At 43.2% G+C, this 17,795-nt stretch carries 19 protein-coding genes; all 19 read left to right on the plus strand.

Features of this window, described 5'->3' with window-relative positions; genetic code table 11:
• Position 1: 1 nt before the first annotated feature.
• The 19 genes from Q0203_RS00655 (at position 2) to Q0203_RS00745 (ending at position 17,763) form a co-directional block, all read left to right on the plus strand.
• Positions 2-1,198, plus strand: a complete 1,197-nt coding sequence (locus tag Q0203_RS00655; protein WP_033002479.1) for a Bcr/CflA family multidrug efflux MFS transporter — start codon at positions 2-4, stop codon at positions 1,196-1,198.
• Positions 1,199-1,390: 192 nt separating this feature from the next.
• Positions 1,391-2,026 (plus strand): cytochrome c biogenesis heme-transporting ATPase CcmA, encoded by a 636-nt coding sequence (gene ccmA / locus Q0203_RS00660; RefSeq protein ID WP_033002511.1) that lies wholly within the window; start codon positions 1,391-1,393, stop codon positions 2,024-2,026.
• 4 nt (positions 2,027-2,030) lie between these two features.
• Positions 2,031-2,696 (plus strand): heme exporter protein CcmB, encoded by a 666-nt coding sequence (gene ccmB, locus Q0203_RS00665; protein ID WP_297928811.1) that lies wholly within the window; start codon positions 2,031-2,033, stop codon positions 2,694-2,696.
• 10 nt (positions 2,697-2,706) lie between these two features.
• Positions 2,707-3,444 (plus strand): heme ABC transporter permease, encoded by a 738-nt coding sequence (locus Q0203_RS00670; protein ID WP_290521105.1) that lies wholly within the window; start codon positions 2,707-2,709, stop codon positions 3,442-3,444.
• An 18-nt stretch (positions 3,445-3,462) separates the two neighbouring features.
• Entirely contained in the window at positions 3,463-3,669 is a 207-nt protein-coding gene (ccmD, locus tag Q0203_RS00675) for a heme exporter protein CcmD (RefSeq protein ID WP_209364317.1), read from the plus strand.
• Positions 3,666-4,184: a cytochrome c maturation protein CcmE gene (ccmE, locus tag Q0203_RS00680; protein WP_209364318.1), complete on the plus strand. Its 519-nt coding sequence runs from the start codon at positions 3,666-3,668 to the stop codon at positions 4,182-4,184. Before ccmD ends, ccmE begins: the two co-directional genes overlap by 4 nt.
• Positions 4,184-6,142: a heme lyase CcmF/NrfE family subunit gene (locus tag Q0203_RS00685; RefSeq protein WP_297928813.1), complete on the plus strand. Its 1,959-nt coding sequence runs from the start codon at positions 4,184-4,186 to the stop codon at positions 6,140-6,142. Before ccmE ends, Q0203_RS00685 begins: the two co-directional genes overlap by 1 nt.
• Before the next feature lie 29 nt (positions 6,143-6,171).
• Entirely contained in the window at positions 6,172-6,723 is a 552-nt protein-coding gene (locus tag Q0203_RS00690) for a DsbE family thiol:disulfide interchange protein (protein ID WP_297928815.1), read from the plus strand.
• The gene (locus tag Q0203_RS00695; protein WP_297928816.1) at positions 6,723-7,208 is read left to right on the plus strand and encodes a cytochrome c-type biogenesis protein; all 486 of its coding nucleotides are present in this window, start codon (positions 6,723-6,725) and stop codon (positions 7,206-7,208) included. The genes Q0203_RS00690 and Q0203_RS00695 overlap by 1 nt, the downstream gene beginning before the upstream one ends.
• Entirely contained in the window at positions 7,205-8,143 is a 939-nt protein-coding gene (gene ccmI, locus Q0203_RS00700; RefSeq protein ID WP_297928818.1) for a c-type cytochrome biogenesis protein CcmI, read from the plus strand. The genes Q0203_RS00695 and ccmI overlap by 4 nt, the downstream gene beginning before the upstream one ends.
• A gap of 9 nt (positions 8,144-8,152) precedes the next feature.
• Complete coding sequence (locus Q0203_RS00705; protein WP_033002480.1) at positions 8,153-8,434, plus strand: hypothetical protein; 282 nt, start codon at positions 8,153-8,155, stop codon at positions 8,432-8,434.
• 395 nt (positions 8,435-8,829) lie between these two features.
• Positions 8,830-10,353, plus strand: coding sequence for an ammonia-forming nitrite reductase cytochrome c552 subunit (nrfA, locus tag Q0203_RS00710; protein ID WP_297928820.1), 1,524 nt, complete (start codon positions 8,830-8,832; stop codon positions 10,351-10,353).
• A 72-nt stretch (positions 10,354-10,425) separates the two neighbouring features.
• Entirely contained in the window at positions 10,426-11,091 is a 666-nt protein-coding gene (gene nrfB, locus Q0203_RS00715; RefSeq protein ID WP_297928822.1) for a cytochrome c nitrite reductase pentaheme subunit, read from the plus strand.
• Positions 11,088-11,765 carry a cytochrome c nitrite reductase Fe-S protein gene (gene nrfC / locus Q0203_RS00720; RefSeq protein ID WP_295976725.1) on the plus strand — a complete coding sequence of 226 codons (678 nt, stop codon included), beginning with the start codon at positions 11,088-11,090 and terminating at the stop codon, positions 11,763-11,765. The genes nrfB and nrfC overlap by 4 nt, the downstream gene beginning before the upstream one ends.
• Complete coding sequence (gene nrfD, locus Q0203_RS00725; protein WP_295976724.1) at positions 11,762-12,727, plus strand: cytochrome c nitrite reductase subunit NrfD; 966 nt, start codon at positions 11,762-11,764, stop codon at positions 12,725-12,727. The genes nrfC and nrfD overlap by 4 nt, the downstream gene beginning before the upstream one ends.
• 366 nt (positions 12,728-13,093) lie before the next feature.
• A complete protein-coding gene (gene nrfE / locus Q0203_RS00730; protein WP_297928825.1) occupies positions 13,094-15,004 on the plus strand; it encodes a heme lyase NrfEFG subunit NrfE in 1,911 nt (636 codons plus the stop codon).
• Complete coding sequence (locus Q0203_RS00735; RefSeq protein WP_295976721.1) at positions 14,997-15,527, plus strand: DsbE family thiol:disulfide interchange protein; 531 nt, start codon at positions 14,997-14,999, stop codon at positions 15,525-15,527. The genes nrfE and Q0203_RS00735 overlap by 8 nt, the downstream gene beginning before the upstream one ends.
• The gene (nrfF, locus tag Q0203_RS00740) at positions 15,524-16,573 is read left to right on the plus strand and encodes a heme lyase NrfEFG subunit NrfF (protein ID WP_297928828.1); all 1,050 of its coding nucleotides are present in this window, start codon (positions 15,524-15,526) and stop codon (positions 16,571-16,573) included. Before Q0203_RS00735 ends, nrfF begins: the two co-directional genes overlap by 4 nt.
• Positions 16,570-17,763: an NAD(P)/FAD-dependent oxidoreductase gene (locus Q0203_RS00745; RefSeq protein WP_297928830.1), complete on the plus strand. Its 1,194-nt coding sequence runs from the start codon at positions 16,570-16,572 to the stop codon at positions 17,761-17,763. Before nrfF ends, Q0203_RS00745 begins: the two co-directional genes overlap by 4 nt.
• Positions 17,764-17,795 lie beyond the last annotated feature (32 nt).

Raw genomic sequence — 17,795 nt, forward strand, 5'->3', positions numbered from 1 at the left:
TTTGAGTTCAAATAAAACAGTCAAAACGAATTTTATTTTTGTGGTGGCGTTGGGTATTTTGTCCATGTTGCCGCCATTGGGTGTGGATATGTACCTGCCGGCGTTTTTGAATATTGCGCAGGATTTACAGGTCACAAACGATCAGGTGCAACATACACTAACCGCTTTTGCGTATGGTTTGGCACTGGGGCAATTATTCTGGGGGCCGTTCGGTGACAGTTTCGGACGCAAGCCAATTATTTTGTTAGGCGTAACGGTTTCTGCGATAGCGGCATTGATTTTAACGCAAATCCATTCTATCGGAAATTTCACCGCACTTCGTTTTGTTCAGGGCTTTTTTGGTGCGGCGCCGGTGGTATTGGTGGGCGCATTGTTGCGTGATTTGTTTGACAAGAATGCACTTTCCAAAATGATGTCGACAATTACGCTGGTGTTTATGATTGCGCCGTTGATTGCACCGGTTGTCGGCGGTTATATTGTCTATTTTTTCCATTGGCACGCCATTTTTTATGTGACTGCTTTCATGGGACTATTGAGTATTTTGCTGGTCTTTTTTGTGGTGCCGGAAACGCATCATAAAGAAAATCGGATTCCGTTACGCTTGAATATTATTGCCCGTAATTTTATGGCGTTATGGAAACAAAAACCGGTGTTAGGTTATATGTTCTCAACGTCCTTTGCCTTTGCCGGCTTATTTGCGTTTTTAACGGCAGGATCGATTGTGTATATCGGGATTTACGGCATCAAGCCTGAAAATTTCGGCTATTTCTTTATGTTGAACATTGGCGTGATGACCTTTAGTTCATTCTTAAATGGGCGTTTAGTGGCTAAATGGGGGGCAGAGACCATGTTCCGTTTGGGGCTTGGGATACAAGGTTTGGCGGGCATCTGGTTGTTGCTTGTGGCGTTATTAGATTTAGGTTTTTGGTCAATGGCGCTGGGCGTAGCAGTGTTTGTGGGACAAAATCCATTGATTTCCTCTAATGCGATGGCCTCTATTTTAGAAAAGTTCCCCAATTCGGCAGGATCGGCGAATTCTATGGTCGGGAGCGTACGGTTTGGCATTGGCGCCTGCATGGGATCTTTGGTGTCTTTATTGCCGACCAATTCGGCGGCGCCAATGTTATTCGCCATGGTGCTTTGTTCTGTGATTGCGGTCGTTTGCTACGTTACGTTAACGGTTAAACATCGGGAATAACCCACGAATTAACTCAGTTATATCAAGGGTTTCGCACATTATGAGAGGTATTCGTATTTGTAACAAAGCACGAAATTTGTTCTAAGTCAAAAAGTGGTTAAACTACCTCTAAATGGTTATGTGATTTAACCTGCGATTTTATTTCCTTATGATAGAATGCCCCGCAAAAATAAGTCTGTGAAACAATCTGTTATGGTCAATCAATTAATTCTTGAGAATCTCGCTTGCCAACGGGGAGATAAAGTCCTTTTTCATCGCGTGAATTTACACATTCAGGCAGGTGATTTTGTGCAAATTGAAGGGCACAACGGTATTGGGAAAACCAGTTTGTTACGCATTATTGCCGGGCTTGCCTCTCCTCTAGAAGGTGAAGTGCGGTGGAATTCTGACGCAATTGCTAAACAGCGTGAAGCTTTTCATTCTGATTTGTTGTATTTAGGACATCAGAGTGGCATTAAACCGGAATTGAATGCGTGGGAGAATTTGCGTTTTTATCAACAAATTACCTCTTGTCGCCAAGGTGATGAAATACTGTGGGATGTGTTGCAAACAGTGGGACTACTGGGGCGTGAAGACATTCCTGCGGCACAGCTTTCAGCCGGGCAGCAAAAACGCATTGCATTGGCGCGTTTGTGGTTATCAGAAGCACCGTTATGGATTTTAGATGAGCCATTTAATGCGATCGATAAAAAAGGCGTGGCGGTGTTGACCGCACTTTTTGAACAACACGCGCAAAATGGCGGTATCGTGATCTTAACCAGTCATCAGGAAGTGCCGAGTGCGCATTTGAAAAAAATCAATTTAGAACAGTTTAAGTGTACAGAGTAACGGCATGATCTTTTGGCATATTATTAAACGCGAATTACAAATTGCCATGCGCAAACAGGCGGAGATTCTTAATCCGTTGTGGTTTTTCCTGATTGTAATTACGTTGTTTCCTTTGGTGATCGGACCGGATCCGGAATTATTGTCACGCATCGCACCGGGTGTGGCATGGGTGGCGGCGTTGTTATCCGCGTTGTTGTCCTTTGAACGCCTCTTTCGTGACGATTATATCGACGGTTCTTTAGAGCAGTTAATGCTCACCTCGCAACCTTTGGTTTTAACCGCACTTGCTAAGGTCTTGGCACATTGGTTATTGACAGGTTTGCCGTTAATTTTATTATCGCCTATTGCAGCATTATTGTTGTCATTGGAAAAATCAATTTGGTGGGCGCTAGTTCTGACACTACTATTAGGTACACCGGTATTGAGCTGTCTCGGTGCTATTGGTGTCGCGTTAACAGTCGGTTTGCGTAAAGGCGGTGTGTTACTCAGTTTGTTGGTTGTACCGCTATTTATTCCTGTGCTTATTTTTTCTGCTTCCGTGTTGGATGCCGCAGGATTGAGCCTGCCTTATAACGGACAATTAGCTATTTTAGGTGCCATTTTAGCCGGCGTGATGACATTATCGCCATTCGCTATCGCTGCGGCATTACGCATCAGTTTGGATCAATAGGGGATTATTTATGTGGAAATGGTTACATCCTTATGCAAAACCGGAAACACAATATCATTTATGTGGCAAATTTAGCCCTTTCTTTGCGATTTTAACCGCACTTTTATTAACGGTTGGCATTGTTTGGGGGATTGCATTTGCGCCGGCGGATTATCAACAAGGCAATAGCTTCCGTATTATGTACGTGCATGTACCGATGGCCATTTGGTCTATGGGCGTTTATGGCTCTATGGCGGTGGCGGCATTAGTGGCATTAGTATGGCAGATTAAACAAGCGCAGTTAGCCATGATTGCGATGGCACCGATTGGCGCATTATTTACCCTTTTAGCCTTGATTACCGGTGCAATCTGGGGAAAACCCATGTGGGGAACTTGGTGGGTCTGGGATGCGCGCTTAACTGCCGAATTGATTTTATTTTTCTTATACTTAGGCGTATTAGCGATTTATTCTGCTTTTCAAGATCGTAATGTGGGGGCAAAAGCAGCGAGCGTGTTATGTGTCGTGGGTGTCGTGAATTTGCCAATTATCCATTTCTCGGTGGAATGGTGGAATACCCTGCATCAAGGCGCAAGTATTACGAAATTGGAACGTCCGTCCATTGCGACACCGATGTTGATTCCGCTGATTTTATGTATCTTTGGTTTTTTAACGTTATCTATTTGGCTAACTTTAGTGCGTTATCGTACGGAGCTGTTAAAAGAGGATAGCAAACGTCCTTGGGTTAAGGCATTGGCAGAAAAGAGTTAATTTATTGGGGGGGAGAGTATGTTCTTTCAAAGTTGGAGTGATTTACTTAACATGGGCGGCTACGGATTTTATGTGTGGCTGTCTTATGGATTGAGTGTGTTGCTGATTATGGCATTAGTGATTCAAAGCCTAATGGGGAAAAGTGCGGTGTTAAAATCCGTTAAATATGAACAACAACGTGAAGCACGCTTACAAAAAATGCAGCAAAAAGGAGAAACGTTATGAATCCAAGACGTAAATCCCGCTTGTCTATTCTGATTTTAGTGTTAGCAGGTGTGGCGGTTGCAACAACATTAGTGTTATACGCGTTACGCCAAAATATCGACCTGTTCTATACACCCTCAGAAGTAATTTACGGTAAAAATGATGATGCCGATTTAAAACCGGAAGTAGGGCAGCGTATTCGTGTCGGTGGCATGGTGGTGGCCGGTACGGTAGAACGTGATCCGAAAAGTTTAAAAGTGCGGTTTGATTTAAATGATATTGGCCCATCTATCAGTGTTGAATACGAAGGAATTCTTCCCGATTTGTTCCGTGAAGGGCAGGGCATTGTGGCACAAGGTATCTTAAAAGAACCAACCTTATTGGTTGCCAGCGAAGTATTAGCGAAACATGATGAAAACTATGTGCCGCCAGATTTAGAAAAACAAATGCAAAAAGTCCATAAACCCATGGGGATTTCTGATCTGAAAGGCGAGAGTGAACGTGATCGTCAAGCGAAAGGACAAGAAGGTCGGTAATGATTGCAGAATTAGGAAATTATGCGCTTGCGTTGAGTTTAGCCATCGCGGTGTTGTTAGCGATTTTTCCGTTATGGGGCGCTGAAAAAGGCAATGTGCAGTTTATGGCATTGGCTCGTCCGATGACGTACGGTTTATTTCTCATCTTAAGCGTGTCTTTTGGCGCGCTATTTTATGTGTTCGCCATCAATGATTTCAGCGTGCAATATGTCGTTAACAACTCGAATACGACATTGCCGATTTATTACCGTTTATCCGCGGTATGGGGATCGCATGAAGGTTCCTTGCTGTTGTGGATTTGGTTGTTATCTTTGTGGAGTGCCGCGGTTGCCTTGTTTAGTAAACGTTTACCACAAGAGGCCGTTTCCCGCGTACTGGGCATCATGGGGATTATCAGTATTGGCTTCCTGCTTTTTGTGTTGTTTACCTCCAATCCGTTTACCCGCACATTCCCTGACTTTCCGGTGGACGGCAAAGAGTTAAATCCATTATTACAAGATATCGGTTTAATTTTCCACCCACCATTATTATACATGGGCTATGTTGGGTTTTCCGTGGCATTTGCTTTCTCCATTGCCTCTTTAATGACCGGTAAATTAGATACGGCATGGGCACGGTGGTCTCGTCCTTGGACGATGGCAGCTTGGGTGTTCTTAACTCTTGGTATCGTGCTTGGTTCTTGGTGGGCGTATTACGAATTAGGCTGGGGCGGCTGGTGGTTCTGGGATCCGGTAGAAAATGCCTCTTTCATGCCGTGGTTAGCGGGGACAGCACTCTTGCATTCTTTGGCGGTTACGGAAAAACGCGGATCCTTTAAAGCATGGACGGTATTGCTGGCGATTTTAGCCTTCTCTTTATGTTTGCTTGGCACGTTCTTGGTGCGTTCCGGCATTTTGGTCTCTGTTCACGCCTTTGCCTCTGATCCGACGCGTGGGTTATATGTATTGGCTTATTTAATCGTGGTGATTGGTGGCTCACTAACCTTATATGCTTACAAAGGAAGTCAAATTCGTTCACGTGACAATGCAGAGCGTTACTCCCGTGAAAGCTTGTTGTTGTTAAATAATATTTTATTAATGACCGCACTTTGTGTCGTGTTGTTGGGCACTTTGTTGCCACTTGTACACAAACAGTTAGGCTTAGGGTCAATTTCTATTGGTGCGCCGTTCTTTGATCAAATGTTCCTGATTATTATGACGCCGTTTGCCTTGTTACTCGGCATTGGGCCTTTGGTGAAATGGCGCCGCGACCAATTCTCCGCCATTCGCACGCCGGTGATTGCCAGTGTGATTATCATGCTTATTGCCGGGTTTGCCTTGCCGTATTTATTACAAGATAAGCTTACGGTCAGCGCCGTGCTCGGCACCATGATGACAGTCATTATCGTGCTGTTAAGTCTCTATGAAATGCATCAACGGGCAACGTATCGTGATACTTTCTGGCGTGGTATTACCAAGTTATCTCGCTCACACTGGGGCATGATTTTGGCACACTTGGGTGTCGCCATGACGGTTTGGGGGATTGCGTTTAGCCAAAATTACAGCATTGAACGTGATGTTCGTATGAATGTCGGTGATACGGTACAAATCGCCGGTTACGATTTCACTTTTAAAGGGATCAGCGATGCCAATGGCCCAAACTATGTGGGCGGAAAAGCACAAATTGATATTAGCCGTGATGGAAAACACGAAACCACACTTTATGCGGAAAAACGGCTTTATACGGTCAGTAAAATGCCGATGACCGAAGCGGCGATCGATTGGGGCTTTAGTCGCGATTTATATGCCGCGTTAGGTGAAAAATTAGACAATAATGCTTGGGCGCTACGTTTATATTACAAACCGTTTATTCGCTGGATTTGGCTCGGCGGATTGTTTATGGCGCTAGGTGGTGTATTGTGTATGTTCGACCGTCGCTATCGGTTTAGTCAGATTTTAGCTAAAGACAATGTGCAATAAATCTGAATTGAAATAGTAGAGTATTGTTAATGAATAAGAAATTATATTTACCTTTAATTATTTTTCTTGCTTTGGTGGCGGCGTTTTTGGTGCAACTGCAACGCAATGCACAAGGGGATGATCCGAAAGCTTTAGAGTCAGCGTTAGTCGGGAAAGCGGTGCCGGCAAAAACCTTGCAGGATTTATTTGCCGCAGATAAAAGCTATGACGAATCGCTGTTCAAACAAGGCAAACCGCTTTTGTTAAATGTGTGGGCAACGTGGTGTCCGACCTGTTATGCAGAGCATCAGTACTTGAATCAGCTCGCAAAACAGGGGGTGCCGATTATCGGTCTCGATTATAAAGACAGCAGTGCGAAAGCAATAAAATGGCTCAATGATTTAGGCAATCCGTATCAAGTGGTATTGAAAGATGAAAAAGGATCTTTTGCCTTAGATCTCGGTGTGTACGGCGCACCGGAAACCTTCATTGTCGATGGCAATGGCGTGATTCATTATCGCTATGCCGGTGATGTGAATGAAAAAGTTTGGCAGGAAACGTTACTGCCGATTTATCAAAAATTAGGCGGAGGGAAGGAGTGATGAGAAAAACACTTTTATTTTCTACCGCACTTTTCTTTAGTGTAACGGCATTTGGTGCCATCGATGCACTGAATTTCAGTTCGTCACAGCAAGAAGATGACTATCATTCTTTAACCCAAGAATTGCGTTGTCCACAATGTCAAAATAATAATATTGCCGATTCTAATGCGACTATTGCAGTTGATATGCGTGGTAAAGTTTTTGAGTTGTTACAAGAAGGCAAATCCAGAGAAGAGGTGGTGAAGTACATGGTGGATCGCTACGGTAATTTTGTGACTTATGATCCACCACTTACGCCGGCAACCGTGGTTCTTTGGGGCGCACCGATTATCTTAATTTTGTTTGGCGTATTGTTTGTTTTTCGTCGTAAACAGTCACAAACGCTTTCCGTGGCAACAAAATGCGAGACTGCCACGACAACCGCTTTAAATGAAGAGGAGCAACAGCGCTTAAATGAGCTATTAAACAAGGAGAATAACAAATGACGTTATGGTTAAGCATTCTTGCACTAACGCTGATCGCTGCCTTGGTTTGTTTCTTTCCACTCTTGAAAAAAAGCATACAAAAACCATCAGTACAACGCGATACGTTAAATAAAGCCTTTTATTTTGAACGTTTAAAAGAAATTGAACGTGATGAAAAACAAGGGCTGTTGGAAAATACCGAACAGCTTAAAGTGGAATTGCAACAAGCTTTATTAGAAGATATTCCGCAACACGCCTCTAATAAACTAGAGGAGGGCAAAAATTACGGTAAATTGTGGTTTATTTCCTGTGTCTTAGCCTTGGGTATTATTGCGGTTTCTGCCTATTTCTCAGTGGGAGCTTGGCAGACAGAAATTATGTTAGAGAAATCTGTTGAAAAGTTACCGCACTTTTTTGAACGAATGAAAACGGAAGAAACGAACCCATTAAGTGAAAGTGAAATGCAACAGTTTGCCACGGCATTACGTTTGGATTTACAAAAAGATCCGACGAATGCAAAAAACTGGTGGCTACTTGGACAAATTGGTTTGAATTTGGATAAACCGCAAATGTCCTTAGATAGTTTTGCGCGTGCCAATAAATTAGATCCGAAAAATAATTTATATAAGCTGGCTTATGCACGTATTTTAATGTTCTCTGAAGATCCGACAGATAAATTAAAAGGAAACAATTTACTGCGTGAAGTGATTCGTGAAGATCATACGAACATCGATGCGTTAAGTTTATTGGCGTTCAGTTATTTTGAAACGGAAGATTATAAAATGGCGATTGTGACTTGGGCGATGATGTTAAAATTGTTGCCAAAAGACGATCAGCGTGTTTCCATTATTGAACGCAGCATTCGTTCTGCGCGTGACGCGCTAGATGCGCAAGAGCAGGAAAAACATCAACAAATGATGCCGGCACAAACGCCGACAGAAACACCAAAAAATTGAGGTAATGTGATGAAAAACGTGATTTTAATCGTAGGTGCAAGTGTGCTTTTAGCTGCTTGTTCTTCTTCCTCTTCTCAAGGGAATGCGCCTTTGGATACACAAGCGGTTGCCGATTACCAAGCAAAGGTTTACAGCGGTAATACCGTTCCGGCACAATATAAAGTAAAGGCGGAAAAACCGGCAGAGAATGTTTTAAATGCCAGTGATAATGCGCCAAAACAGGTGATTTATCGCGAGCGCCACCCATCGATTATGGTGATGCCGTCAGTGGGGTATTATCACGGTTGGTAGTTTCAACATAAAACGCGGTTATTTTTCACCGCACTTGCTTTAAAGAAGAGCGAAGTTTCTTGCAGGAGCTTCGCTTTTTTTAGGCGCCAATCTCTCTCTAATTGCTCTCGGTAAAGAGGCACTCACCGTATTTCAATCCATCACTCTTAAGTGGTAAAAGCCACAAAATAATCAGTTGAATTTAAAAAATTGATCAAAAACAAGAAAATGCTAAATATCCATAGAAAAAACATGTGCATTTGGTTATGTTAGCGACGATTTAAAGTCTTTATGTCTTCTATCATATTGTTATTAATGATAAAAATTCTCATTACTAACAAATGATAATAGATATTTTATCACCTTCTATTAACGCTAATAGAAGCCATATTTATAACCTTATTGGAGTGATTATCGTGAACGCATTGAGAAAAAGCTTACTCGTAGCAGCTTCTTTCGCAGCTTTCGGCGTATGTAATTCGGCGATGGCGGAATTGGTGTATAAACCGGTTGAGCAGCCGGTTGAAGCGCCTAACCCAAATCTAAAAATTGAAGCGGTGAATGAAAAATTTGCTGAGAAGTACCCTAAACAATTTGAATCTTGGAAAGCTACTGAAAAAGGTGACAAAATCATCTATGCAGATGAACAAGATCCACGTTTAATCGTGTTATGGGGCGGTTATGCTTTCGCCAAAGAATATAATGCACCTCGTGGTCACGTTTATGCTGTGAAAGATGTGCGTGATATTTTACGTACCGGTGCGCCAAAAACCGCAAATGACGGTCCACAACCTATGGCGTGTTGGACTTGTAAAGGTCCAGATGTGCCACGTTTAATCGCAGAATGGGGTGAAGATGGTTACTTTAGTGGTAAATGGGCAAAAGGTGGTGCTGAAGTTGTGAACTCTATCGGTTGTGCCGACTGTCACGACACAACGTCCAAAGATTTTGCAGAAGGTAAACCGGCATTACGTATTGCGCGTCCACACGTACTTCGTGCGTTGGATCACCTAAATAATGCGCTTCAAGCCAAAGCGAAAGCCGCAGGCAAAGAGCAAGCCGATTTAAGTTTCAATACAGCAGCACGTACTGAAAAACGCGCTGAAATTTGTGCTAACTGTCACGTTGAATACTATTTCGCAGGCGATCTAAAACAAGTGACCTTCCCATGGGATAACGGTCAAACTGTGGATGATATCGAAAAATACTACGATGACATCGGTTTCAGTGACTGGACTCACTCTCTTTCTAAAGCACCAATGTTAAAAGCACAACACCCTGACTTTGAAATTTGGTCTTTAGGTATGCACGGTAAAAACGGCGTAACTTGTATCGACTGTCACATGCCTAAAGTACAAGGTAAAGACGGTAAAGTTTACACCGATCACCAAATCCAAAATCCATTTGATGCCTTTGATACCACTTGTGCGAACTGCCACGATCAAAGCAAAGAAAAACTTAAAGACATCGTTGCTTCACGTAAAAAAGAAGTGAAAGACATCATGGGTCGTTTAGAAGATCAAGTTGTTCGTGCTCACTTTGAAGCGAAAGCCGCATGGGATGCCGGCGCAACAAAAGAAGAAATGGAACCGGTTTTAATGGATATCCGTCACGCTCAATGGCGTTGGGACTACTCTGCAGCAAGCCATGGTGGCCACATGCACGCACCTGATGTAATGCTTCGCGTATTAGGTTCTGGTTTAGACAAAGCAGCTGATGCTCGTGCTAAACTTGCAGCAATCTTAGCTAAACATGGCGTGAAAACTCCGGTTGAAGTACCAGATATTTCTACAGCTGACAAAGCATGGAAAGTAATGGGTATTGATATCGAGAAAGAACGTAAAGCGAAAAAAGAATTCTTAGAAACTGTTGTACCTCAATGGGTAAAAGAAGCGAAATCCAATGGCAAATTAGCTGAAGATACCGCAACAAAACAATAAAAAAAGAACCGCACTTTGTAACTAAAGTGCCGAAGTGCGGTCATTTTTAACCCTATATTTGAGGTAATCAGAATGAATTTAACGTCTCTATTCCGCAAACCGGCAAAAGCCCTTGCATTGCTTGCAGTATTGGTCGCCGCACCAATGCTTGCACAAGCAGAAGGTCAGCCGTCTGCAGCGGACAAGTTTACTTACGAACCGCAATTGGATAATCAACGCGATCCAAACCAATATTGTGCTAAATGCCATAAATTCGACAAAGTCGATAAAAATCAAACCTTGGATCAATCCGGTGGTGAATTACACTTCGGTAAGTTTCATGGTGCGCACTTAAATCAGAAAAATCCGAATAACGGTAAACCGATTAATTGTGTGAACTGTCATGGCAATATTTCTGAAGATCACCGTCGTGGTGCAAAAGACGTGATGCGTTTTGACGGCGATATTTTCGGTGAGAAAAAACCGATGTATAGCGCACAAGAACAAAACCAAGTCTGTTTCTCTTGTCACCAACCGGACAAACTTCGTGAAAAACTTTGGGCGCATGATGTTCATGCAATGAAATTGCCTTGTGCAAGTTGCCACACATTACACCCGAAAGATGATGCGATGAAAGGTATTCAACCGAAAAATCGTGTGAAACTTTGTGTAGATTGCCACGGCGAACAACAAAAACGCAAAGCGGCAAAAGAAGCACAATCACAAACGCAATCAACCGAACAAAAGGATAAACAATGACAACTTGCTCACGCCGAAACTTTGTTTCCGGCATGGGGGCGTTGATCCTTATGACGGGAACATCAGTGACCTCTTTAGCGAAAGAGGAAAAGGCGGATAAACCGAAACGCTACGCGATGGTGCACGATGAAACCGCGTGCATTGGCTGTACTGCGTGTATGGATGCTTGTCGTGAAACTAACCACGTGCCTGAAGGCGTTTCACGTTTGGAAATCCTACGTAGCGAACCTTATGGGGAATTCCCGAATCAAGAGTACGAGTTTTTCCGTCAATCTTGCCAACATTGTACGAATGCACCTTGTGTGGCAGTTTGTCCAACCGGGGCATCATTCATCGATCCTGAAACCGGTATCGTGGATGTGAATAAAGATCTTTGCGTCGGTTGCCAATATTGCATTGCCGTCTGTCCATATCGCGTACGTTTCATTCATCCGGTACACCGTACTGCAGATAAATGTAACTTCTGTCGTGATACCAATTTGGCACAGGGTAAACAACCGGCTTGTGTTGAAGCCTGTCCAACCAAAGCATTAACCTTTGGGGATATGAATGATCCGACAAGCTCAGTGGCACGCAAGGTGAAACAAAGTCCTGTTTACCGCACGAAAGTGGAATTAGGTACACAACCGAATCTTTACCATATTCCATTCCAACACGGAGAACCAAGAAGATGACATTAGATTATCCTGTTCCGTTTCACACACCTAATTTGGTGTGGGATTCAACAATCGCTATCTACTTGTTCTTACTTGGTATTTCTTCCGGTGCGGTACAATTAGCGATTGCGTATAAACGTAGTAACAAACTTGAAAATCCAAACAAAAACTGGATTATTCGTGCTGCTGCCGTATTGGGGAGTGTGCCGACATTAATCGGTTTAACCTTGTTGATTTTCCACTTGGCGCGTCCTTGGACATTCTGGAAATTGATGTTTAACTATCAATTTAATTCCGTGATGTCTATGGGGGTTATGTTATTCCAAGTGTATATGCTGTTCTTGGTTTGTTGGTGTGTCGTTATCTTCAAAGAAGATATTATGGCATTGATCCAACGTTTTATGCCAAAACTCCGTTTTATCGGTAACATTATCAATGTATTAGAACGCATAACCTCCCCTGTTGAAGTCATTCTCTTCATCTTAGCTGCGGTGCTAGGGGCTTATACCGGCTTCTTACTTTCCGCGTTGATTAGCTATCCGATGTTGAATAACCCTGTTCTACCAGCGTTATTCTTGGCTTCAGGTACCTCTTCAGGTATCGCTGCAACCTTCTTATTTATCCTGATTGCAGGTAAATTAAAAGGTGATAGCCATGAATCACACTTCATTCACAAATTTGAAGTGCCAATTATGGTGACTGAACTTGGTTTATTAATCTGTTTCTTCGTTGGACTCTACTTCGGTGGCGGGCAAAAAGTGGTGGCGTTACATAATGCGTTATCCGGCTTCTGGGGCGCAGTCTTCTGGATTGGGGTATTCTTTATCGGTATCTTAATTCCGTTGATTGCCAATATGTTTGTTAGCGATCGTTTAAAATTCAACAAGAATTTTATCATCCTTGTGTCGATTTTCGACTTGATTGGGGTGTTATGCTTGCGTTACTTTATTCTGTACGCAGGACAGCTTACAACCGCATGATAAGGTTTTTGTTTGTATCAAAAGGCGTAGTAAAATACGCCTTTTTGTTTGGCGTTATTTTCTTTGGCAAATAAAAATAAAAATAAAAATAAAAAAGAAAGACGGCTCAAAGAAGGAAATCTGATTTGTTTTTTCTACGAGTAAAGTGCGGTTAAAATTTTAAACGTTTTTATCTCACTTTCCCCTCTTTAGCAAAGAGGGGAGGGGGAGATTTGGCAGAAGTGATTTCAACCTTATAGGTCGTTCAATATCGTCAAAATCTTCTCCCAACCTCTTCTTTGTTAAAGAAGCGGTATAAAATGCAGGCGAAACCTGAAGTGAGCATCCACAAAACCAACATGACAATCTAAAACACGAGATTATTTTATGATCCCTGAACTAGGCTTTCTTTCTCTTCTTCTTGCTACGATGAGTGCGTTGCTGCTTGCCGTTGTTCCACAACTTGGGCTTTGGCTGCGTAAGCCGGCACTGACCCAATTAGCTTGGGGATTAAGCTATTGCTTCGGCTTATTTACTTTAGTCGCCATTGCCATTTTAGCGTATTCCTTTGCAGTGGATGATTTTACCTTGGAATATGTCGCAGCCCATTCGAATTCTCAATTGCCAACGTTCTTCAAAATTGCGGCGACCTGGGGTGGGCATGAAGGTTCGATGTTGTTCTGGTTATTTTCACTTTCAGTTTGGGTTGTGCTGTTTGCATTATTTAATCGAAAAAATGACCGCACTTTTGTGGCACAGAGCTTGGTGATTTTAGGCTTAATTTGTTTTAGTTTTGCGGTTTTTATCGTCTTTTTCTCCAATCCATATGGACGTATATTTCCGGCACCGTTGGAAGGACGTGATCTGAACCCGATGTTGCAGGATGTAGGATTGATTTTCCATCCTCCGTTGTTATATCTCGGTTATGTTGGCTTTGCGGTGAATTTTGCCCTAAGTGTTACCGCCTTGTTGCATCAACATTTAGAAAGCCAAATTGCCCGCGTGATGCGGGTTTGGGTATTGGTCTCTTGGTTGTTTTTAACCCTAGGTATTGTGCTTGGGGCGTGGTGGGCGTATTACGAGCTAGGTTGGGGCGGCTGGTGGTTCTGGGACCCGGTAGAAAACGCGTCATTAATGCCTTGGTTATTAGGCTTAGCGCTGTTACATAGTTTAATTGTCAGTGAAAAACGGGGCATCTTTAATTATTGGACAACGCTTTTCTCGCTGTTAGCGTTCGCTTTCAGTGTACTCGGCACCTTTATCGTGCGCTCAGGTGCATTGACGTCTGTACATGCTTTCGCCGTCGATAGCCAGCGAGGTACGGCATTGCTTGTGATTTTCTTCCTGTTGACTGTTGGGGCGCTCGGTTTGTTTGCTTTCAAAGCGAATATGCAGCAACAATCTGTGAAATTAACGTTGCTTTCTAAAGAAAGTGCGGTGCTTTTTTTGAATGTTTTATTGAGTATCGCGACCGTCAGCACGTTTCTCGGCACTTTCTATCCCATGTTATTCCAAGCCATGAATTGGGGCTCTATTTCTGTTGGTGCGCCTTACTTCAACAGTATTTTCCTTCCGCTGATTGCGTTGGTGTTAATTGCCATGGTGATTTCGCTCGGCTTGCATTGGGCAAAAGCGGATAAACGTATTTTATTAAACCGTGCCGTGTTATTGTTGCCGTCTTTGTTGCTTTCCTATTTGGCCATTCACCACTTTATGCAAAATGACGGTGCGTTACAGTTTAAATGGACAGCCTATTTCCTACTCACCTTAGCGATTTGGTTGTTATTGGCAACATTATGGCAAAACTGGCGTAAGCTAGGTCTTTCTCACTATGCGATGATTTTTGCACATAGCGGTGTGGCTATTGCAACCATGGGCGCTGTCATGAGCAGTTATTTTGGTAGTGAAATTGGTGTACGTTTATCGCCACAACAAAGCCAACAGCTTGGTGCATTTAATTTTCACTATGAACGATTTTCCAATGAAATTGGCCCGAATTTTACGGCTGAAGTGGCAACGTTTAGCGTGACAGAAAAGGGCAAGCCGTATGCCGAATTGCAGCCGGAACGCCGTTATTATGATGTGCGTACCATGACCATGAGTGAAGTAGGGCTTTCCGGCGGTTTTTGGGGCGATTTATATATTGTTATGGGCGATCCGCTTGGCAAGGGTGAGTTTACGTTCCGACTCCATTACAAACCGTTGATTCGTTGGTTGTGGTTCGGTGGTATATTGATGGCATTGGGTGCATTGTGTTCTGTGCTGACAACGAAGCGAAGAGGAAAGCGTGATGAATAGAAAAGTGATTTTCTTCCTGCCATTAGTATTGTTACTTGGCGTATGTGTTTTGTTGTTGGCGGGATTGAATCAAGATCCGAAAAAAATCGCCTCTGCGTTAATTGATAAACCTGTGCCGGAGTTTTATCAGGCAAATTTATTGGATAATCGTCAAACGCTTAGTCCAAAAGATTTTCCGAAACGCCCATTTTTGATCAATATTTGGGGAAGCTGGTGTGGTTATTGTCAGCAAGAGCACCCATTATTGCTTGAGTTAGCAAAAGAGATTCCTATCGTGGGGGTGGACTATCGCGACAAACCGCAAAATGGCATTGCGATGTTGCAACATATGGGCAATCCTTACACCTTAGTGATTGATGACAGCCGTGGCGAATTGGCGTTAAAACTTGGCGTGGACGGTGCACCGGAAACCTATCTAGTGGATGCTAACGGCATTATTCGTTATCGTCATTCCGGCTTATTAGATCGGGAAACTTGGCAAAAAACTTTCGTGCCTCAACTTAACCAGCTATTACAACCATGAAACGATTTTTCGCGTTAATTTTTTTATTGTTCAGTGTGAATGCCATTGCTGAAATGGTGGATACCTTTGAATTTCATAATCAGGCGGATCGTACCCGTGCCGTAGAATTGGCGAAATCTTTGCGTTGTCCGCAATGTCAAAACCAAAACTTAGTCGAGTCTAATTCACCGATTGCCTACGACTTGCGTATTGAAGTGTATAACATGGTGAATGAAGGCAAAACGAACCAGCAAATTATTGATTCCATGACATCGCGTTTTGGTAACTTCGTCAATTATAAGCCGCCGTTCCAATGGAATACCGCATTGCTTTGGTTATTGCCGATAGGCTTGTTGCTGGCGGCGTTTGGGTTGATTTGGTATTCCAGTCGCAGTTCATCACCGCTTGAAACTGAAAAACAGGCGGAAAATCGACCGCACTTTCAATCCTTAAAAGAGAAAAGTGCGGTCAAATTTGAGCTTAAATCGACGCTCCTGGTTTTCGCTTTATTGCTTGCCATTCCTTTCGCGTATTATTTTTCTTTGGAACGCTTTTCTCGCGTACAGCAAGGTGAGCAGGAACAAATTGCACAACATAATCAGCAACTCGAAACGCCGGAAGAAAATAAAACCGAGGCGATTATCGGCAAAATTCAGGATAAATTGCGCCAAGATCCGAATAGCGCGGAAAACTGGATTAAGCTGGGTGACGCCTATATGCAGAATAACGATTTTGATGGCGCTCTTGTTTGTTATGGCAATGCTGAAAAAATTGATGGTCCTAAGCCGACCACGCAAGGCTTGATGGCGATGGCATTATATCTTCAAGCAAATCAACAGATTACGCCACAGGTACAGCAACTCTTGAATGAAGCCTTGGCTCAAGAGCCGAAGGAAATCTCCGCATTATCTTTGTTGGCGGCAGAAGCCTTCAAAACACGCGATTATTCCACCGCACTTGATTATTGGCAGCAAATTTTGGATTCAGGCAACTCCGCGGTGGATCGTCGCGCCACGATTCAGAAAATGAAAATGGTCGATTTCATGCAGAAGGGAGAGTTGCAGTGAGCCACCATGCCATTGAAACACTGATTATCGGCGCGGGTGCGGCAGGCTTATTTTGTGCAGCGCAATTAGCAAAGTGCGGTGGCAAAGTCAGAATTTTAGATAACGGAAAAAAAGCAGGGCGAAAAATTTTAATGTCCGGCGGGGGTTTTTGTAATTTCACCAATATGGAGCTTTCTTCAGATCGTTATCTCAGCCAAAATCCGCATTTTGTGAAATCTGCCTTAAAACGTTTTACCCAATGGGATTTTATCGGTTTAGTGGCGGAGTATGGCATTCCTTATCACGAAAAAGAGCTTGGTCAGCTGTTTTGCGATAACGGTGCGGAAGATATCGTTAATATGCTACTCGCAGAATGTAAAAAATACGGCGTGGAGATTGCCTTACGACAAAGCATTTCTGCTGTGGCAAAAACGGAAAACGGATTTTCTGTCGTGGCAAACGGCGAAACCTTGCATTGCACTCATTTAGTTGTCGCTACCGGTGGTTTGTCTATGCCGGGCTTGGGTGCAACGCCTTTCGGTTATCAAATTGCCGAGCAATTTGGCATTCAGGTGATTGCGCCTCGGGCAAGTTTAGTGCCTTTTACTTGGCGTGAGTGCGATAAGTTTTATGCCGCGTTATCCGGCATTTCCTTGGATGTCGCTGCGACTAATCAGCACAAAACCTTTACCCATCAAATGCTGTTTACGCATCGCGGTTTATCCGGACCGGCGATTTTGCAAATTTCTAACTATTGGCAACCGGGTGAAAGCATTCATCTTGATTTATTGCCGGGACAAGATATTCGTCATCATTTAATTGAACTTCGCCAATCTTCACCGAAATTACAGTTAAAAACCGTATTAAGCCGTTTATTACCCAAAAAATTGGTGGAATTATGGCTTGCTCAAGGTTTTATACAAGACGAAGCCATTGCCCAGTTAAGCAAAGTGGGGTTAGAAAATTTGGTGAATTTAATTCACCACTGGCAGTTTGTGCCGAATGGTACGGAAGGGTATCGCACTGCAGAAGTGACTATGGGCGGTGTGGATACTCATGACATTTCCTCCAAAACCATGGAAAGCAATCACGTGCAAGGCTTGTATTTTATCGGCGAAGTATTAGATGTTGCCGGCTGGCTCGGCGGTTACAATTTCCAATGGGCATGGAGTTCTGCCTATGCCTGTGCGCAGGCGATTGCGAATAAATAAGCCCGTGTGTATTTTTATTGCTTTTATTTTTT

The sequence above is a fragment of the uncultured Aggregatibacter sp. genome, from assembly GCF_938046485.1.
Classification (GTDB): Bacteria; Pseudomonadota; Gammaproteobacteria; order Enterobacterales; family Pasteurellaceae; genus Aggregatibacter.